A 17,592-nucleotide genomic window follows, 5' to 3' on the forward strand; every position below is an offset into this window, starting at 1 on the left:
ATCTCCGGATGCTCACGGCTTATCGACGCTCCTCGGCTCGCTTCGGCCTCTGTCTCGCCGTCGCCCTGGCCGGGTGCGCACCCAGCCGCGACGTGACCACCGGCGCGACCGACTCGGACACGGGCGACAGCTCGGGCGCCCCGGCGACGACCGAGCCCACCACCGGGTCGGTCGAGCAGCCCTTCTCGGCGGAATTGGTCGGCGCCCATCTCGAGTCGATCTACGGGTGCAGCGTCCGGACCCACGTCCACCTCCGCGTCCGCGTCACCGCCCCGGACGATCGGCCGATCGACGCTGCGATGCTGACCTCCGTGAGCTTCACGGACTGGTGGACCTCCGACGCTCTCGCGGTCGTCGCCGAAGACCTGCCGGTCGCTGCAGGGGCGACCGCGGAGCTGAGCTTTTACGTGTCCTTCGACAGCAGCGTCGTCGGCTCGGACTGCGGCGACGAAGCGCTGCCGAGCCCCCCCGTCGTCGCCACCTTCGAGATCGAAGGCGAGAGCCTCGAGCTCACGGCTTCCGGGGGCCTCGGCTGCGGGTTCGACGAGCCGCCCGACGGCGGGTGCTCACCGTAATAACGTTCGCTCGTGATCCGACGCTGCCGCCCTCGGCCGGCCCGTCCCCGCCACGACCGGTTTCGAGCCCGAGGCCCTGGACCACCACCGCGACTTCAAACTCGCCGAGCTCGACGCCGGCCTGGCCTGGTTGCTCGGGGCGCCGACCCGCGGGGCAGACCGCGGTCAGGCGAGGCCGGGGCCGAGCGCCGGGTCCGATGAATGGCGACAAGGACATGTCGAATCGACAGTGTCGAAATGAACATGTCGCCGAGACAATGTCCGATCGGGCATTGCGGAGAGCGATGGGCTCACGCGCCCCGGGTGAGCGGCGGGCGGCGGCCGTAGGTGGCGGGATCGAGGGCGTAGCAGCCGCGGGCAGCGGGTCGCCGCGGAGCAGGCTGTCGCGGCCGGCGCGGGCGCGGGCGGCGAAGCGGTCGAGGGCGTCGAGGTCGCCTTCGGCGACGATGTCGGTGTGCTCGGCGACGAGCTGGAGGAGGAGCGGGAGGCAGTGCGCGCGGCCCCACCAGGCGGCGTTGAGCTCGGTGTGGTCCCGGTCGAGGCTGAGATCGACGAGGTTGGCGGAGCCGAGAGTGGGCCAGGCGCCGTCGACGATGCACAGCTTGGCGTGGGTGTAGATCTCGCGGTGGCCGTGCGCGTCGCTGCGGGCGAGGGCGGCGAGGGTGAAGCCGGGGTGCTCGCCGAGGGCGGCCAATTGCGTGAAGGTCGGGCCGTAGCGGTGCTCGTGCGCGCGGCCGTCGCGGGCGAGGGCGGCGACCTCGGCGGCGGCGCGGTCGATGGCGGGCATGGGTTCGCCCGGGACGACCATGACGACGCGGACGCCCCGGCGCAGGGCGGCGGCGAGGGCGAGCAAGACGGCGTGCTGGCCGGGGTGCTGTTCTCGATGTAGATCGTGCGCCGGGCGGCGGCGATGGCGGCGAGGTAGTGCGCGAGGATGGTGGCCTCGCCGGCCGCGCTGTCGAAATCGCGGGCGCCGACGATCGGGGTCGGGCCGCGGTAGTCGCCGGGCGCGAGGCTGCGGGCGAGCTGGACCCGGACGTCGCCGCATTCGGGCGGGAGGCGCTCGGGCCAGGGCAGCGGGCCGGCCCGCAGGTCGTCGGGCCACGGCGGGGCGGCGGGATCCTGGCGGGCGAGGTTCCACCGCTGGACGAAGTTGTGCTCGGCGTCGGCGACGACGGGGCCCCGCAACTCGACGAAGGCGTCGTGCTTGGGCGGACCGCGGTGATGGCCGGGCCGGGCGAGGGTGGAATTGCTGAGGACCATGCCGCCGACGAAGGCGATCGCGTCGGGCTCGCCGGCGTCGACGATGAAGGCCCTCTGGTGGTGACAATGATCGGGCTCGGCGGAGCTGTCCCAACGGGCAGCCCAGGTCGCTCCGCGCGCGGCGAGGAACTGACGCTCGGCCGGGCCGCCGAGGAAGACGTGGCGGGTGCTCGAGAACCGCGGGTTGCGCCAGAACAGCCCCCGCACGTCGAGACCGCGCGCGCGGCAGCGGTCGAGCAGGTCCCACCAGGCGAGGCCGTCGGGGAAGCAGAAGCCGGGCTCGATGAAGGAGACGACGGCCCACACGGCACGGACGGCGGCGGCGAGGCGCTGGTAGAACGGGACGCCGTCGATCCAGGGGATCACCTGGTTGCCGGCCCGGACAGGGTAAGGGCCGCGGACGTCGGCGATCGCCTGCAAATCGTCGTCCTCGTGCATGCCCCGAGGGGGCCCGCGCACGCCGGCGCTGCCGAGTCGATGCGCGCGCATCGAGGAGATGCGCGCGCACGCGGTTTCGTCGGCTCATCGGGCCCGCCGGGGTGAGGCAAGGGTCGGAAGTCGCTGCGGTTTCGTGGCGCGCAACGGGGTCGGGCTCGCGTCTTGCTCACCGCGGCGAGCATCATGCACACGCGCATTACCCTCGCACTCATCACCACGGGCCTGTTCTGGATCGCCGCACCGGCAGCGGCTCGGGCCGACACCTATACAAATATCTCGTTCGATTCGCTGGAGTCGGGGCTGTCGCTCGACGGGCGGCTGTATGTGCCCGATTCGCCGGTGGAGCACCCGCCGGCGATCGTGATGGCGCACGGCTGCTCGGGGATGTGGTCGGAGAACGACCCGTCGACCGCGGTGGCGCAGCGGCACATCGAGAAGTGGGGCCGCGAGCTGGCGGCGCAGGGCTACGTGGTGCTGGCGGTCGACAGCTTCACGACGCGCACGCTGCCGGGCGAGGACGAGGTCGAGTTCCAGAATCAGTGCAGCGGCGACGCGTTCGAGGGCGAGGTCGATCCGTACGGCGAGCGGGTCGACGACCTGGCGGCGGCGCGGGCGTACCTGATCGACACGTACGACGTCCACCCCGGCGGGATCGGGCTGCTCGGCTGGTCGCAGGGCGCCCAGTCGGTGCTGGTGGCGATGGCGGCGACGCCGAGCACGAGCAACACGCCGTACACGACGGCGATCCCGTGGGCGGCCGCGACGGCGTTCTACCCCGGCTGCGGGTCGCAGATGGGCTACGGGTTCAAGATCTCGCAGCCGATCGACGGCTGGTGGCGGCCGGCCAACCCGGTGCGGCTGCACATGGGCGAGGCCGACAACCACCGCGGGTATTGCCAGCGCCGGGTGACGAACGCGTGGGACGTGTACGGGGCCGACCCGGGCACCGCCGACGAGCTGATCTGGCGCACCTACCCGGGCGTGGGCCACAGCTTCGATCGCGCCGGCGACCTGACGTTCCCGACGACGAAGTGCACGGAGACCGAGGCGGCCGACCTGTCGCTGCGCGAGCTGTGCGCGATGCGCGACGCGGACGTCGACTCCCTGGCGTTCTTGCTGACGCTCGTGCAGGGGCCGACGAGCTGACCGGGTTATGGCATGTCCGCGAGGGCGTGCGCGATCGGGCATGATCGAACGAACATGCGCATCAGGACATGTTCGAAGGGCCACGTCAGGAGCAGCGGACGGCGTACTGGTCGAGCAGGCGCTCGAGGTCCTCGACCTTGACCGGCTTGACGAGGTGACAGTCGCAGCCGGCGGCCCTCGAGCGGGCGCGGTCGGCCTCCTGGCCCCAGCCGGTGAGGGCGATGACGGCGATGTCCTTGCCCCACGGTCGCTCGCGGATCCGGCGGGTGGCGTCGAGGCCGTTGAGGCGCGGCATGCCGACGTCCATGAAAATGACCTGCGGGCGGAAGGCGTCGGCGGCCTCGACGGCCTCGACGCCGTCGTGCGCGGTCTGGACCTCGTGGCCGAGCATCTCGAGCATCATCGCCATGGCGCCGGCGCCGTCGTGGTTGTCGTCGACGACGAGGACGCGGCAGCTCGGGCCGCGCCCGGCCGCGGGCGGGTCGGCGGCGTGGGGGCGGGACGGGTCGGCGAGCGCCCCGAGCCGCACGGTGAAGGTGCTGCCGCGGCCCTCGCCGGCGCTGGCGGCGGTGACGCTGCCGCCGTGCATCTCGACCAGGCCCTTGACGAGCGCGAGGCCGACGCCGAGGCCGCCGGCGCTGCGCTCGAGGCTGCGATCGACCTGGCTGAACATGTCGAAGATCGAGGACAGCGAGTCGGCCGGGATGCCGATGCCGTTGTCGGTCACGGCGACGACGATCTCGTCGCCGCGGCGCTCGGCCGCGAGCCGGATCCGCCCGCCGGGCGCGGTGTACTTGGCGCTGTTGGTCAGCAGGTTGCTGAACACCTGGGCCAGCCGGGTGAGGTCGGCGTCGAGGTAGACCGGCCCGGGCGGCAGCGAGACCTGCAGGTCGTGGCCCGCGGCCTCGATCTGCGGCCGCGCGGTCTCGACGGCGCTGCCGATCACGTCGGCGAGCAGGATCCGCTCGCGCCGGAGCTCGAGCTTGTTGCGGCTGATCCGGCTGACGTCCATGAGGTCGTCGATCAGCCGGACCATGTGCGACAGCTGGCGGTCCATCATGGCCTGCGCGCGCTCGATCACGTCGGCGTTGCCGCGGGCCAGCCGCATGACCTGCAGGCCGGTGCGGAGCGGGGCCAGCGGGTTGCGCAGCTCGTGGGCGAGGAGGGCGAGGAAGTCGTCCTTCTTGCGGTCGGCGTCGCGCAGCTGCTCGACCAGGCGCTCGCGCTCGGCCTCGGCCTGCCGGCGCGCGCTGATGTCGGTGAACAGGATGGCGACGCGGTCGCCCTCGCCGAGCTTGAAGGCGTAGACGTCGAACCACCGCTGGTCGAGCGCCCGGGCCTCGTTGACGAACCGCGTCGGCCGCCCGGTGCGCACGACCCGGCCGAAAATCTCGAACCAGTGGGCGTCGAGATCCGGGGCCAGCTCGCGCATGGACTTGCCGGCGGCGTCGCGCACGCCGGTGTGCTTCTCGAAGGCGGGGTTGACCTCGAGGAAGCGGTAGTCGACGGCGCGGTCGCCGGCGAACAGCACCTCGATGACGCAGAAGCCCTCGTCGATCGAGTTGAAGAGGGTCCGGTAGCGCGCCTCGCTGGCCCGCAGGGCCTCCTCGGCCTGCATGCGCTCGGTGACGTCGAGGGCGATGCCGTCCCAGGCGGTGTCGCCGTCGGCCAACGGCCGCGGCGCCGAACGACAGTGCAACCACCGGACCTCGTCGCGGGCGCGGAGCCGGAACTGACAGTCGAAGTGCTCGCGCGAGCGGAACGCGGCGGCCTCGTCGCGCATCACCAGCGGCAGGTCCTCGGGGACGATCCAGGCGTAGAGGCCGTTCGGGTGGGCCATGATCTCGGCGGGCGTGGCCCCCGAGATGGCCTCGACGCCGCGGCTGACGTAGGCGAAGCGGCGGGCGCCGTCGCGCGGCTCGAGGACCTGGTAGATGAAGCCGGACGGCAGGTTGTCGGCGAGCTTGCGCTGGCGCTCCTCGCTGTCGCGCAGGGCGGCCTCGGCCTCGCGGCGGGCGGTGATGTCGTAGTTGGCGCCGACGTAGCGGACGGGCCCCGGAGGGCTCGTGGCCGGCATCCGGTCGCCCTTGGCGGCGATCCACCGGTAGGTGCCGTCGGTGCGGCGGATCCGGAACTCGGCGTAGCACGAGGCGCGGGTGCGCAGGGATCCCTCGGTGTGGCGGCGGACCTCGGCGACGTCGTCGGGGTGCATGAGCGAGAACCACTCGTCGGCGTTCGGGGTCGGGTCGCCGGGCTGCAGGCCCAACATCTCGAAGATGGTGTCGGACCACAGGATCTCGCCGGTCTCGATGTTCCACTCCCAGGCGCACACGCCGGCGGCTTTGAGCCCGAGCGAGAGGCGCTCGGCCTCGGCCCCGCGCGCGGCCTCGCCGGCGCGGCTGTCGGCGAGCTCCCGCACGGTGCGGCGGTGCTGCAAGGCGTTCTCGAGCGGCCCGACCGCGAGCCCGAGGCAGCGGCCGAGGAGCTCGACGGCGCGGTCCGGGAGCTGCCCCGGGCGGGCGAAGTAGAGGGTGAGGACGCCGAGGACCCGGCCGCCGCGACCGATCAACGGGGCGGCGTGGAGGGCTCGAACGCGCCCCGGGGCGGCCTCGTGGGCCGCGAGCGCGAGCGGGCCGTCGTCGGTGTCGACGACGACGACAGGGGCGCCTCGCTGAAGGCACAGGAGGGCGACGCTGCCGAGCGGCGCGAGCGGGTCGAGGGCGAGGCCGAGGCTGGTGCCGAGGCCGGGTCGAGCGCCGTCGTCGACGAGGCGCAGCACGCCCATGTCGGTGCCGGCGATCGCGGCGGCCTCGGCGAGGATGGCGGCGAGGATCGGGCCCGGCTCGAGGCCGGAGGACAGGCGGACGCTCAGATCGAGCAGGCGCTCGAGCTCGCCGACGGTCGCAAGGGAGGGAGCGCGCTCGACGGTGGCCCCGGAGGCAGCATCGTGGCGACGGTCGTGGCGCATTTCAGGAATTGTACCGGCGGGTATCCCCGCGGCCAATGCGGGGCCCGCGTACGCGGAGGCGGTAAAGGCTGGAGATGCGCATCGCAGACGGCGCCGAGGCCCGGGCGCGCGGGTGAACCGGGCGACGACGGGCGCGCGAGGAGGGCGGCGGCGCCGCCGCATGCGGGCTCAACTGGCCTTGGGAGCAGGTGACGGTCAGGGCGAGCCGAGGTCGACGTCGAGGCAGAAGTGGGCGAACGGCTCGTCGTACCACTCGCGCAAGTTGGTGAGCGGGGTGTCGCAGAAGTCGCCGGGGTCGTCGATGGCGACGAGACCGTCGCCGGGGGCCATCCCCTCGTGGTCGGTGTTGAGGACGAGGGTCGAGCTCGGGCCGCCGCCGGTGATCCGCAGGCAGAAGTCCTGGATGTCCAAAAGGACAGGCGGGTCGAGGTCGAAGCTGCGGTAGGCCATGTCGTCGGCGATCGGGCCGAGCTCGCGGGTGTCGAGCACGGCGAGCACGGGGGCGTGGTTGCCGGGGTCGTAGGGGAGGACGTCGAGCGTGGCCGCGGGCTCGCCGACGGCGAAGCGGATCTGGAAGCCGACCCGGGTCAGCTGCAGGGGCGGCGGCGCCGGGGCGGTGAAGCACTCGACGGCCTCGATCTTGGCCGAGACCGGGTCGCCGCTGCTCATGCAGAAGGGGCCGTCGACGCAGTGGATCGGGTCGTACGGGCGCAAGGTGACGGGCCCGGGCGGGTCGGTGGTCTGCTCGGCGGCGGTGCTCGAGCCGGAGGTGGAGGTGGAGGTGAGGGCGAGGGTCGAGCCGATGTCCTCGGTGGTCGGCCCGGGCCCGCTGGTCGGGACGCCGGTGGTGGTGGTGCCGCCGGTGGTCGTGGTGGTGGTGCCGGTGGTGGTCGTCGCGTCGGCGGTGCCGCTGCCGTTCGGGCCGTCGTAGCCGGGGTTCGGGCGCAGGCACCCGCACAGGACGAGGACGGACAGGCGGGCGACGCGAGGCCTCACGCGCAGACTGTATCGCCTCGGCCGGACGAAAGCCAAGCAAAGGTCCATGCACCGGGGCGGCGCAAACGGACGTCGTGATCGGAGGCGCCTCCGCGGCGAGGGCCAGCAGCAGCGCCCGCCTTTGCACGTGGACGAGGTCGATCGCGCGTTCGTGGTGGCGGGCCCGCACGCGATCGACGACGGCGGACTGGCGCGGCTCGGCGGGTCGTGCCGACGCGGAGCCGGCCGCGGAGCAGCTGCAGGACGTCGATCGCGAACGGCAGCGAGAGGACGAGCAGGAGTTCGTGGTGCAGCAGCCGCGCGGCGCCGGCGAACGCGGGCGCGCGAGGCGGTCCACGTCAATCGCCGCGGTCGCCGGGCGAAGATGGCCCGGGGGACAGGTCGACGACGGTGGCGCCCCATCCGCCGCCGCGGTGGCCGCCGAGGCGGTAGCCGACGACGCGAGGGTGACGATCGAGGATGGCATGCACGGTCCGCCGCAGGGCGCCGATGCCCTTGCCGTGGACGATGCGGACCTCGGTGATGCCGCGCGCGAGGCAGACGTCGAGGTACTCGAGCACGAGGCGCTTCACGTCCCTGGGGCTGAAGTTGTGGAGGTCGAGCTCGCCGTCGACGGGCAGCTCGGCGGCGCGGTCGGGATCGGCGAGGGCGCCGAAGAAGCCGGCGCGGCCGGCCCACGGGGCCCACGGCAGCGGCGCGACGGCCCGCGGGCGGTAGGCGGCGGGCCGCGGGAGGGCGCCGTGGTGGACGGTGACGCTGGCGCGGGCGAACGGGTTCCACGGGCGCTGGCCCTGGACGGGGCCGGGCTGCCAGCGCTCGCCGAGGCGGAGCTCGAGGGTGAAGCGGCCGGGCCGACCGGGCCAGCGCTCGCCGACGATCCGGAGGTCGCCGAACAGGGCGGCGCCGATCAGGTCGAGGGCGAGGGCGGCGTGGTCGCGGCCGTCGTCGTCGTCGGTGAGCTCGGCGGCGTATGTCCAGCCGGACAGGTCGACGGTGAGCCGGGCGCCGCGGAGGTGGACGGCGAGGTCGAGGGTGCCGGCGGTGAGGCGGGCGCCGTCGTCGGTGCGCGCGTCCTCGCAGCCTGCGGCGGCGAGCAGGGCGTCGAGTTCGTGGGCGAAGGCCTCGCCGGGAGCCATGACGGGCTCAGTGTACGGGCGGTCGGCGGCGAAGGGCCAGGCGCGCGGGCGCGGGCGTGCTAGAAGCGGGCATGAAGATCGACATCGACAAGGCGCCGACGTGGGTCGGCAGCGGCTATCCGGCTCCGTTCGACGCGCCGTGCCTGGACCGCACGCGGGTCCGCCTGGGCGCGGCGGCGGGGCTGTCGCAGTTCGGCGTGAACCTGCTCCACCTGCAGCCGGGCACGTGGTCGAGCCAGCGCCACTGGCACACCCGCGAGGACGAGTTCATCTACGTGCTGGCCGGCGAGGTGGTGCTGGTGACGGACGCCGGCGAGACGGTGCTGCGCGCGGGCGACTGCGCGGGCTTTCCTCATGGGGTGGCCGACGGGCACCACCTGCAGAACCGCGGGACCGCCGTGGCGGTGGTGCTCGAGGTCGGCACCGACGACAAGCAGGACGTGGCCGAGTACCCCGACGTCGACCTGCGCGCGACGCCGGACGGGTACGTGCATCGCGACGGGACGCCGTATCCGCCGCGCAGGTGATCGCCAGTTTGGCGGGGCCGCGGGCGCGGGCCGCCGCGTTGGCGCGCCGCCGGGCCGCGAGCGCGCCGGGAGAGCCGGTTCGGCTCGCTTCCCGCGCTGGCACGGGGCGTGCTCTCGGGCGGGCATGGACCTCTCGCTGCCCCTGCGATTCCTGTCCCTCCGACAAACCCTCGTCCGCCGCACGTGCGGCTGGGTCGTCGGCCTGGCGTCGACGCTCGTGGTCGTGTTCGGGGTGCTGCGGCCGCGCCCCGCGTGCGGGTGCCTGACGAAGCCCCGGGTCGCGGCGACCGAGGGCCTCCGGCGGCCGGCCGCGGCCGAGGAGTTCGAGCGGCGCCACGCCGCTGCCCGCGCGACCGCGCGGAGGTGCGGGCGGCCGGCCTGACGCCGAAGGTCGCCGCCGACCCGTGGCGCCGGCGCTACGAGCGGAGTCGTACGCCGGCGGCGCGGCGCGTGTGCTCGCGCGGCGCGGACGGGGTGGGCCCCTGCGACGACGTGTGCGTGGGCGTGGTGCGCCTGCCGGCGCTGGCGGCCCGCTCGAGGGTCGAGGACATGGCCATTTAGGCATGTCCCCGGGGGCAGGACCTTCGGGGCATGTCCTGGAGAACATGCCCCCGGAGACCGATCAGCCCGGCGCGGGGCAGGCGGCGGAGGTGGTGAGGTCGCTGTTGTTGTCCTCGTTGCACTCGAGGATCGCGCCGTCGCCCTTGCTGGCCTCGTCGATCTCGACGTAGAAGTCGGCGGTCATGTCGCCCGGCGGGGCCTGGACCAGCAGCTTGACCTTCTCCGAGCCGCCGGGGAGGAGGGCGGCGGCGGTGACGGTGCTCTGCAGCAGGGTGCCGGTGGCGTCCTGGCCCTGGTAGAAGTCGACGATCACGCCGGCCGGCACGCCGAGGGCGCCCTCGTTGCGGACGGTGGCGATGAGCTCGAGCTGCTCGGCGCAGAAGCCGAGGCCGATCGAGAGCTCGACGGTGAGGTCGGGGGCGTTGAACACGCCCTCGCCCTGGACGTTCTGGCGGTAGTTGTTGAGGCCCGGCGTGGTCCAGTTGTCGGCCTCCTTGGCCGGGACGTTGCCGGCCGAGGTGGTGCCGGTGACGTGGTAGGTGTGCTGCGTCCACACGCGCCGCGTCGGCACCCAGCCGTCGCCGGCGTCGCCGTAGAGGAAGACGCCGCGGCGCTGCTGGTAGCCCTGCGCGTTGCAGCCGCCGACGTTGGTGGCGACCATGAGGATCTCCGAGTTGCCGTCGGCGTCGGCGTCGACGACCAGCGGGTACTCGTGGACGGTGGCGCTCGAGTTCTCGACCTGCAACAGGACGGTGCCGTCCTTGCCGGAGTAGACGCGGGCGTAGCACTCGTCGTTGTAGGTGACCTCGGCGGCGCCGTCGCCCTGGAAGTCGAACACCGACGAGCCGGTGGCGTTCGACGACTGATCCTGGGTGGTGGCCGACCAGCGGCGGTAGATGGCGCCGGCCGCCGGCATCGGGTCGCCGTTGGGCTTGACGATCTCCTCGCCGTCGCGGTTGAGGTCGAACACGGTGTAGCGCGAGGCGCCGGCGACCGCGAGCTCGGGCCGGCCGTCGCCGTCGAAGTCGGCGACCGTCGGCGGACCGCCGAGACCGCCGCCCGGGATGGCCCGCGGCTGGGTCCGCATGGCGTCGTTGCCCTCGCACATGACGCCGGTCGGATCGATGCCGCACCACAGCTTGCCGGTGAGGCCGTCGAGCACGCGCACGAAGCCGCTGGCGGCCAGGATGACCTCGGGGGTGCCGTTCTGATCGAGGTCGGCGATCGCCGGCCAGCCGTCGCCGCCGTCGGTGTTGTTCCACAGCTCGGTGACGGCGACCGTCGGCGGGTCGCCCGCGGTCCAGGCGACCGACCACGCCTGCTTGCCGCTGATGATCTCGGGGTAGCCGTCGCCGGTCATGTCGGCGACGGCCGAGAGGCCGCCCTGGTAGTCGGGCGGCGAGCCGACGATGCCGCCGTTGTTGTTCAGGTTCCACACGACGAGGCCGTCGTGGTCGAACAGCGTGGCGCCGATGACGATCTCGGCCTGCTCGTCGTCGTCGAAGTTGGCGAGGGTGACGCCGCCGTTGTCGACGCGGGTGGTCGGCGAGAGGGTGTTCGGGTTGGGCGAGTGCGAGGTCCACAGCCAGGCACCCGTGCCGTCGACGGCGTGGATCGGGCTCTTGCCGCCGATCGTGCGGCCGGCGTAGACGATGTCGGGCAGGCCGTCGCCGCTGACGTCGCCGACGGCGATGGTGGTGCGGCCGTGCGAGCCGAACTTGTTGTTGTTCGGGTCGTGGTCGATGCGGAACTTCTCGACGCCGGTGGCCCCGTCGAGGACGATGATCACGCCGACGGTGTAATCGTCGGACTCCTTGTAGCGGGTGGTGTTGATGACGACCTCGGGCGTGCCGTCGCCGTCGAGGTCGGCGACCGCGGGGCTCGAGAACACCTCCTCCTCGATCCACGACCACTCGGGGATCGCGTTGAGGGTGTCGAACTCGGGCACGATCTCGCAGGTCAGCGGATCGGGCTGCGGCAGGCACTGGCCGAGGGTCTGCTCGCAGTACTCGCCGGGCTGGCAGTCGTAGGAGTCCTGGCACGGGGCGCCCGGAGTGACGCACTCGGCCCCCGAGCACAGCTGGCCGACGGCGCAGCACTCGAGGCTCGGGCCGCAGTGGACGCCGCTGTCACACAGCGGCAGGCAGTTGTCGTCGAGGCACTCGTTGCCGGCCGGACAGCAGGTGGCCGGCTGGCCGCACAGGGTGCCGCCCTCGCACAGGTCGTCGCCGGTGGTGCTGGTGCCGGTGATCGGGTCGGTGGTGCCGGTGGTGACGTCGGTGGTGACGGCGGTGGTGCCCGTCATCGTCTCGCCCGCCGTCATGCCGCCCGAGGTCGGCCCGGTGGTCGGGACGACGGTGGTGGTGGGCTCGGTGCCGGCGGTGCCGTCGGTGGTGCCGGTGGTGTTGGAACCGGTGTTGCCCTCGCTGGCAGTGACCGTGCCCCCGTTGTCGCCGCAGCCGACCGCGCCGACGAACCACAACATCAAACCAGTACTCCGACCCAACCTCGTTCGCTGCATCGCCGGCGAAGATCATCACAGGACCCTGGGCCGATCAACCCGGCGGGCCCCCGGGCTGTTTCTGCGCTTGTCCGCGAGCGACGACGGTCCTCGGGCCGAACACGAGGCGCGACGAACGCGGGCGGCGACGACGGCGATTTGTGAACGCGGACGCGCTCGCCGTTTACCGCCGGTTGACGCGCGCGTCAGAAGCGACGACGGGCCGTGACCGTCGAGGCGACACGCTCGACGGACCGCGCGCGGACGCCGGTCGTCGCCGACCGCAGGTACCGATGTCACACCCGATCTTTCGTACACTCGTGGGCACGCTCGTGTGCGGCGCCCTGGCCTGCGCCTCGTCGCCCGAGCGTCTCCGGGGCCTCGACCGGCGCTTCTACCAGAACCTCGACAGCGCGGAGGACCGCGCGGCCTACCTGAAGGTGCCGAAGGCGCAGCGGCAAGCCTTCCTCGAGAGCAAGGGCCTTTGGGACAGGTGGCAGGCGCTCCCGGAGGCCGAGCGCGCGGCGGCGAAGCGCGGCGAGCTCCAGGCCGGGTCGCACGAGTTCGCGGCGTTCATGGCCTGGGGCCCGCCCGCGGACACGCAGCGCCGCGCCGCCGGCGAGCGCGAGGTGGCGTTCCACACCTTCATCCGCTGCACGAGCGGGCCGAAGACCGGCCGCTACGTGCAGGCCACGAGCGCCTGCGACGGGACGTTCAACGAATTCGAGGTCGCGGTCGAGGGCGGCATCGTGACCGAGATCAAGCTGCTGAATTGAAGCGGGCGCCGCGCGGACCCGCGCGGCGCCCGATTCCTGAACGCGGCGACGTGCGCCGGACGTGGGGAGTCCGGCGCGCGAATGCGCGGGGTGCATCATTCGGTGAGATCGAGCGGCCCGAACGGGCCGGGCGATCGACGATATGCGCAAGTGACAGCGGGCCGCCGCGAAGCCAGCCTCGCGCCATGACCACTGCCCACGATCACGTCCACGTCGTCGCGACCCTCCAGGCCCACCCCGACCACGTCGCCGAGCTGGCGGCGCTGCTCGGCGAGCTGGCGCGCACGAGCCGCAAGCAGCCGGGCAACCTGCGCTTCGACGTCCACCAGCAATCGTCGAACCCGAACCAACTGATCACGATCGAGCACTGGGACGGGCCGGCCTCGGTCGACGCGCACATGACGAGCCCGCACGTCGGGGAGGTCCTGGGCAAGCTCGGGCCGCTGCTGGCCGCGCCGCCGCAGATCGTGCGCTACAGCCAGATCGCGTGAGCGCGCGGCTCAGCCGTCGGTCTTGCGGAAGCGATAGGCGAGCTGCGGCCGGGTGAGCCCGAGCAGGCGCGCGGCCGCGGCGAGGTTGCCCCCGGCGCGGGTGACGGCGCCGCGGATCAGGGCCTGCTCGAGGGCCTCGATGCCGGCGCGCCGATCGAGCAGGGCGTCGATCAGGTCGTCGACGCCGGGCGCGGCCGGATCGGTCGCGGGGCGGATCGGCTGCAGCACGCCGGCGGGCGCGAGCTCGAGGCGCGCGGGTGGAGCCTCGTCGCCGCCGAAGAGGTGGCCGCGATCGACCGGCTCGTCGTCGCCGACGAGCACCGCGGCGCGCGCGACCCGGCCCCACAGCTCGCGCACGTTGCCGGGGTAGTCGTGGTCGAGGAGGGCGTTGTTGGCCGCCTCGGTCACGCCGCCGAGGCGCCGCCCGAGCGCGCGCGCCTGCTGATCGAGGAAGCGGCCCAGCAGCAGCGGGATGTCCTCCCGCCGCTCGCGCAGCGGCGGCAGCCAGATCGGGAAGGCGCCGAGGCGCTGGACCAGCTCGTCGCGCACGAGGCCGCCGCGCCGCAGGTCGACCCGCGTGCTGGCGAGCCAGCGCAGGTCGTGATCGCCGAGGTCGAAGGCGTGAAGTAATCTGTCCTGAAGGTCAGGCGAGAGGCGATCGAGGTCGGCGACCAGCAGGCTGCCGCCGCGGGCCCGCGCGAGCGCGTCGTCGAGGCCGGCGCGGTCGAGGGCGCCGGCGCGGACGACGACGAAGGGGCCGGCGGCGCGGCGGCTGCGATCGTGGACGGCGCGGGCGAGGTGGCGCTTGCCGACGCCGGGCTCGCCCTCGAGGAGGACCGGGAGCTCGGCGCCGGCGACCCGCTCGACCAGGGCCCAGGCGGCGCGCAGACCGGTGGCGCAGCCGATGACGGGGCCGTCGTCGCGCGGGGGCGGGGTGGCGGCGTCGCCGGGCGGGCGCGGAGGCGGGTGCGTGGCCAGGAATTCGAACTCGGGCGGGGGCGGGCCGTCGCCCAGCGGGCGACCGACGATCCGGCAGTGACGCGCGCCGCAGGCGCGACAGGCGACCTCGCGGAAGACGATCGGCCGGCCCATGAAGACGGTGGTGAAGCCGCTGGCGTAGCCGATCAAGTTCCAGCACACCGGCTCGGCCGCGCGGCCCTCGCTGTCGAGGTGGGCCTCGACCTCGGCCGAGCTGCGCCAGGCGAACTCGCCGCGGAAGTGGCCGCGCTCGATGTCGAATTGCACCTCGAGCGGGCGCACGGCGACCATGCCCTCGAGCGCGTGGAGCTGCGGACCGGCGGCGAACAAATCGTAGTAGCTGGCGGTGCCGCGGACCCGGCGGGCGTGCTCGCCGTCGCGTTGGCCGGAGACGTAGCCCATGCGCGTCAGCACGGCCCGCGCCCGCGCCACGCCGAGCGCCGCGATCAGCTCGCGCCGCAGCGCCGCGAGGGCGCCGACGTGGACGAGGACCATGCGCTCGTCGCCGAGGGTGATCCGGCCGTCCTTCGGCGAGAAGCGCAGGTGCTTGAGCAGGTCGGCGCTGTCGGGCAGCCGCAGCGCGTCGTCGTCGCCGGCCGCGACGAAGGGGCCTTCCTCGCTCACTTCGAAGGAAGGTAGGCCGTGACGAATGCGGCGATCAAGCCCCGCGCTCGCGCGCCCGGGGGCCGCGGGGCGAAAGCGAGCGCGGGCGCGCAGGGGACCTCCGGGGCGCTGCGGCGGCCGTCGCTGGGGTAGACTCGCGGCGCGCATGCACCCCAACGCCGAGACCATCCAGCGCTTTTACACCTGCTTCGCCGCCCGTGACGCGGCCGGGATGGCGGCCTGCTACGCCGACGACGTGGTGTTCAGCGACCACGCGTTCCCGGGCCTGCGCGGGCGCGAGGCCGGCGAGATGTGGCGCATGCTGTGCGAGCGCGGCAAGGACCTGAAGATCGAGTTCCGCGACGTGACGGCCGACGACCAGCGCGGCTCGGCGCACTGGGAGGCGTGGTACACGTTCGGCACCGGGCGGAAGGTGCACAACGTGGTCGAGGCGCGCTTCGAATTCCGCGACGGCAAGATCGTGCGCCACGACGACGAGTTCCCGCTGTGGGCGTGGGCGCGGCAGGCGGTGGGCCTGCCGGGGCTCGTGCTCGGGTGGACCGGCTTCTTCGAGCGCTCGCTGCAACGCAAGGCGCGGCGCCAGCTCGAGGCGTTCATGGCCGGCCGCCCGTGAGCGGCGGCCGCGAGCGGCGACAATCGCCGGCCGCTCGCCCGCGCGTGGTGTGGTGATTCGTGGCCCGGCGCGGGCGCTCCCGGCAAATCGCATGAGACTGCTTGCGGGCCGGTGAAGCTGGAACACGGTCAAGCCGTGCCGCCACGCCCGGATTTCACCGGACGCGACTCCCGGCACAGGGGGCGATGTATGATGATTCGCGCGGGTCATGCGGTGGGCCGTCTCGTCGGTGTCGCGTCGTGGTGGGCCGCGCTGGCGCTCGTCGCCGGGTGCGGCGAGCCGGAGGCCGTGGGCACCGCGACGGCGTCGTTCGGCAGCGGCACCGGCTCGGTCGACGACGGGTTCGAGACGATGGTCGGCTGGTCGGGCTCGAGCGGCTGGGTGACGACAGGGCCCGACGATCCGGTCGGCCCGTGCGGCGACGATCCGACCTGCCTGCCGCCGAGCGAGATGGTGCCGACCGCGAAGCCCGACGGGCTGCCGAGCCCGCTGCCGGGGGTCTACGACGATCAGGGCCCGGCCCCGCCCGACGCCGGGTTCCGGGCCCTGCTCGGGTTCCCGACCCGCCAGCGCGAGCTGCTCGAGAGCCGCGTGGCGCTGATGTACGCGCCCGGCAGCCCGCTGTTCCGCAGCTACATGACGGTGGAGCAGTGGATGGCCGAGCACGCGCCCGACCCGACCGAGGTGGCGCTGATCGAGAACTGGCTGCGCTCGCGCGGGTTCACGATCGACTTCGAGGCCAAGAACCGGCTGCTGGTCCAGTTCTCGGGCACGGTCGCCGACTTCAACGCGACGTTCCAGACCGAGCTGCACATTTGCATGCGCAAAAACCCGCTGTGGGACGACCCGCCGTTCCCGGTCTACTGCACGCTCGACAGGTTCACGCTGCCGAAGTTCGTCGCCGAGCGCACCAACGGGCTGGCGACCGCCGACCTGCCGGCCGAGAAGGGCGAGCTGACGCCCGAGGTGGGCAAGGTGGTGCCCGACCCGCCGGGGCCGGAGGCGTACGGGCCGCGGGCGTTCTACGGGGCGTACAACATGCACCCGCTGTTCGACGCCGGGTTCACGGGGCGCGGGTCCTCGGTCGGGGTGGTCGCGGCCGGCACCTATCATGCGATCGACCTGCAGATCTTCTGGAAGTCGTTCGGGGTCGAGCGCGCGCTGCCGAAGCGCGTGCCGGTGATGGAGCCGGTGTTCGAGCGCGTGACCGAGACGGCGCTCGACGTCCAGTGGGCGACGGCGCTGGCGCCGGGCGCCGAGGCGGTGGTCTACGAGGGCCCCGACGCGCGCAACACGTCGCTGCTGTTCACCTGGAACCACGCGATCGCGGCCGACGAGGTCGACGTGCTGACGTTCTCGTTCGCCCATCGCGAGGACTCCGAGCCCAAGCCGCTGCGCCACCAGTACGACGAATCGGCGCTGATGGGCGCGGCGATCGGGATGACGCTGGTGTCGGCCAGCGGCGACTCGGGCAAGCCCGACACGCCGTGCTCGAGCCCGTACGTGACGTGCGTCGGCGGGACGCAGCTCATCGCCTCGCAAGAGGGGGTGATCGAGAAGGAGTGGGCGTGGCAGATGTCGGGCTCGGGGCTGGCGAAGACGTTCGCCCGCCCGTACTGGCAGGACGCCGACGTGACCGCCGACCGGCGCGCGATGGCCGACCTGGCGCTGAGCTCGTCGACGGAGTACCCGATGTGGATGCGCCGCTGGGCCAAGTGGGAGTTCTTCGGCGGCACGTCGTTCGCCGCGCCGGCGTTCGCCGGGATGATCGCGGTGGTGAACGGCTACCGCCGCAGCCTCGGCCTGCCGCGCGTCGGCTTCCTGAACCCGATCCTGTACGGGCACCAGCCGACCCGCTCGACCTTCCGCGACATCCTGTACGGCTTCACCGAGCATTATCAGGCCGGGCCCGGCTGGGACTATCCGACCGGGCTCGGCGCCCCCGACGTGGCGATGCTCGCGCTGGCGCTGCCGTAGGAGATGTCTCTTGGGGAATGTCC

The 17,592-nt window shown here is 73.2% G+C and carries 15 protein-coding genes; 9 read left to right on the forward strand and 6 right to left on the reverse strand.

Annotated features, from left to right (window positions below; translation table 11 throughout):
• Positions 1–8 precede the first annotated feature (8 nt).
• Complete coding sequence (locus NAEX_RS41225; RefSeq protein ID WP_096332941.1) at positions 9–575, forward strand: hypothetical protein; 567 nt, start codon at positions 9–11, stop codon at positions 573–575.
• Here the strand turns inward: NAEX_RS41225 and NAEX_RS54830 are convergent.
• On the reverse strand, positions 511–1,383 hold the full coding sequence (locus NAEX_RS54830) for a phospholipase D-like domain-containing protein (protein WP_420814180.1): 873 nt from the start codon (positions 1,381–1,383) through the stop codon (positions 511–513). The two genes, NAEX_RS41225 and NAEX_RS54830, sit on opposite strands and share 65 nt — an antisense overlap.
• A gap of 116 nt (positions 1,384–1,499) precedes the next feature.
• Here NAEX_RS54830 and NAEX_RS41235 point away from each other — a divergent pair, with 116 nt between their 5' ends.
• Both NAEX_RS41235 and NAEX_RS41240 read left to right on the forward strand, forming a co-directional pair.
• Positions 1,500–2,381, forward strand: coding sequence for a hypothetical protein (locus NAEX_RS41235; RefSeq protein WP_096332943.1), 882 nt, complete (start codon positions 1,500–1,502; stop codon positions 2,379–2,381).
• A gap of 78 nt (positions 2,382–2,459) precedes the next feature.
• On the forward strand, positions 2,460–3,422 hold the full coding sequence (locus NAEX_RS41240; RefSeq protein ID WP_143140674.1) for a dienelactone hydrolase family protein: 963 nt from the start codon (positions 2,460–2,462) through the stop codon (positions 3,420–3,422).
• 85 nt (positions 3,423–3,507) lie between these two features.
• Here the strand turns inward: NAEX_RS41240 and NAEX_RS41245 are convergent, their stop codons facing one another.
• The 3 genes from NAEX_RS41245 to NAEX_RS41255 form a co-directional block, all read right to left on the reverse strand.
• Positions 3,508–6,390 (reverse strand): hybrid sensor histidine kinase/response regulator, encoded by a 2,883-nt coding sequence (locus NAEX_RS41245; protein ID WP_170136442.1) that lies wholly within the window; start codon positions 6,388–6,390, stop codon positions 3,508–3,510.
• Between the two features lie 195 nt (positions 6,391–6,585).
• Complete coding sequence (locus tag NAEX_RS41250) at positions 6,586–7,386, reverse strand: hypothetical protein (protein WP_096332946.1); 801 nt, start codon at positions 7,384–7,386, stop codon at positions 6,586–6,588.
• Positions 7,387–7,724: 338 nt separating this feature from the next.
• The gene (locus NAEX_RS41255; RefSeq protein WP_096332947.1) at positions 7,725–8,522 is read right to left on the reverse strand and encodes a Smr/MutS family protein; all 798 of its coding nucleotides are present in this window, start codon (positions 8,520–8,522) and stop codon (positions 7,725–7,727) included.
• Between the two features lie 71 nt (positions 8,523–8,593).
• Between NAEX_RS41255 and NAEX_RS41260 the strand changes: the two genes are divergently transcribed.
• Together NAEX_RS41260 and NAEX_RS41265 are read left to right on the forward strand one after the other, a co-directional pair.
• Positions 8,594–9,049 carry a cupin domain-containing protein gene (locus NAEX_RS41260; RefSeq protein ID WP_096332948.1) on the forward strand — a complete coding sequence of 152 codons (456 nt, stop codon included), beginning with the start codon at positions 8,594–8,596 and terminating at the stop codon, positions 9,047–9,049.
• Between the two features lie 124 nt (positions 9,050–9,173).
• Positions 9,174–9,431 carry a hypothetical protein gene (locus NAEX_RS41265; protein ID WP_096332949.1) on the forward strand — a complete coding sequence of 86 codons (258 nt, stop codon included), beginning with the start codon at positions 9,174–9,176 and terminating at the stop codon, positions 9,429–9,431.
• Positions 9,432–9,671: 240 nt separating this feature from the next.
• Here the strand turns inward: NAEX_RS41265 and NAEX_RS54130 are convergent, their stop codons facing one another.
• Positions 9,672–12,095: a hypothetical protein gene (locus tag NAEX_RS54130; RefSeq protein ID WP_096332951.1), complete on the reverse strand. Its 2,424-nt coding sequence runs from the start codon at positions 12,093–12,095 to the stop codon at positions 9,672–9,674.
• Positions 12,096–12,430: 335 nt separating this feature from the next.
• Between NAEX_RS54130 and NAEX_RS41280 the strand changes: the two genes are divergently transcribed.
• Complete coding sequence (locus NAEX_RS41280; protein ID WP_096332952.1) at positions 12,431–12,886, forward strand: hypothetical protein; 456 nt, start codon at positions 12,431–12,433, stop codon at positions 12,884–12,886.
• 185 nt (positions 12,887–13,071) lie between these two features.
• Positions 13,072–13,377, forward strand: coding sequence for a putative quinol monooxygenase (locus tag NAEX_RS41285; RefSeq protein WP_096332953.1), 306 nt, complete (start codon positions 13,072–13,074; stop codon positions 13,375–13,377).
• A gap of 9 nt (positions 13,378–13,386) precedes the next feature.
• Here the strand turns inward: NAEX_RS41285 and NAEX_RS41290 are convergent, their stop codons facing one another.
• Complete coding sequence (locus tag NAEX_RS41290; protein ID WP_170136443.1) at positions 13,387–14,979, reverse strand: sigma-54-dependent Fis family transcriptional regulator; 1,593 nt, start codon at positions 14,977–14,979, stop codon at positions 13,387–13,389.
• Positions 14,980–15,124: 145 nt separating this feature from the next.
• Here NAEX_RS41290 and NAEX_RS41295 point away from each other — a divergent pair, with 145 nt between their 5' ends.
• Positions 15,125–15,592, forward strand: coding sequence for a nuclear transport factor 2 family protein (locus NAEX_RS41295; RefSeq protein ID WP_096332955.1), 468 nt, complete (start codon positions 15,125–15,127; stop codon positions 15,590–15,592).
• Positions 15,593–15,805: 213 nt separating this feature from the next.
• Complete coding sequence (locus tag NAEX_RS41300) at positions 15,806–17,569, forward strand: S53 family peptidase (protein ID WP_170136444.1); 1,764 nt, start codon at positions 15,806–15,808, stop codon at positions 17,567–17,569.
• The last annotated feature ends 23 nt before the right edge of the window (positions 17,570–17,592 follow it).

It is taken from the genome of Nannocystis exedens, assembly GCF_002343915.1.
GTDB lineage: Bacteria > Myxococcota_A > Polyangia > Nannocystales > Nannocystaceae > Nannocystis > Nannocystis exedens.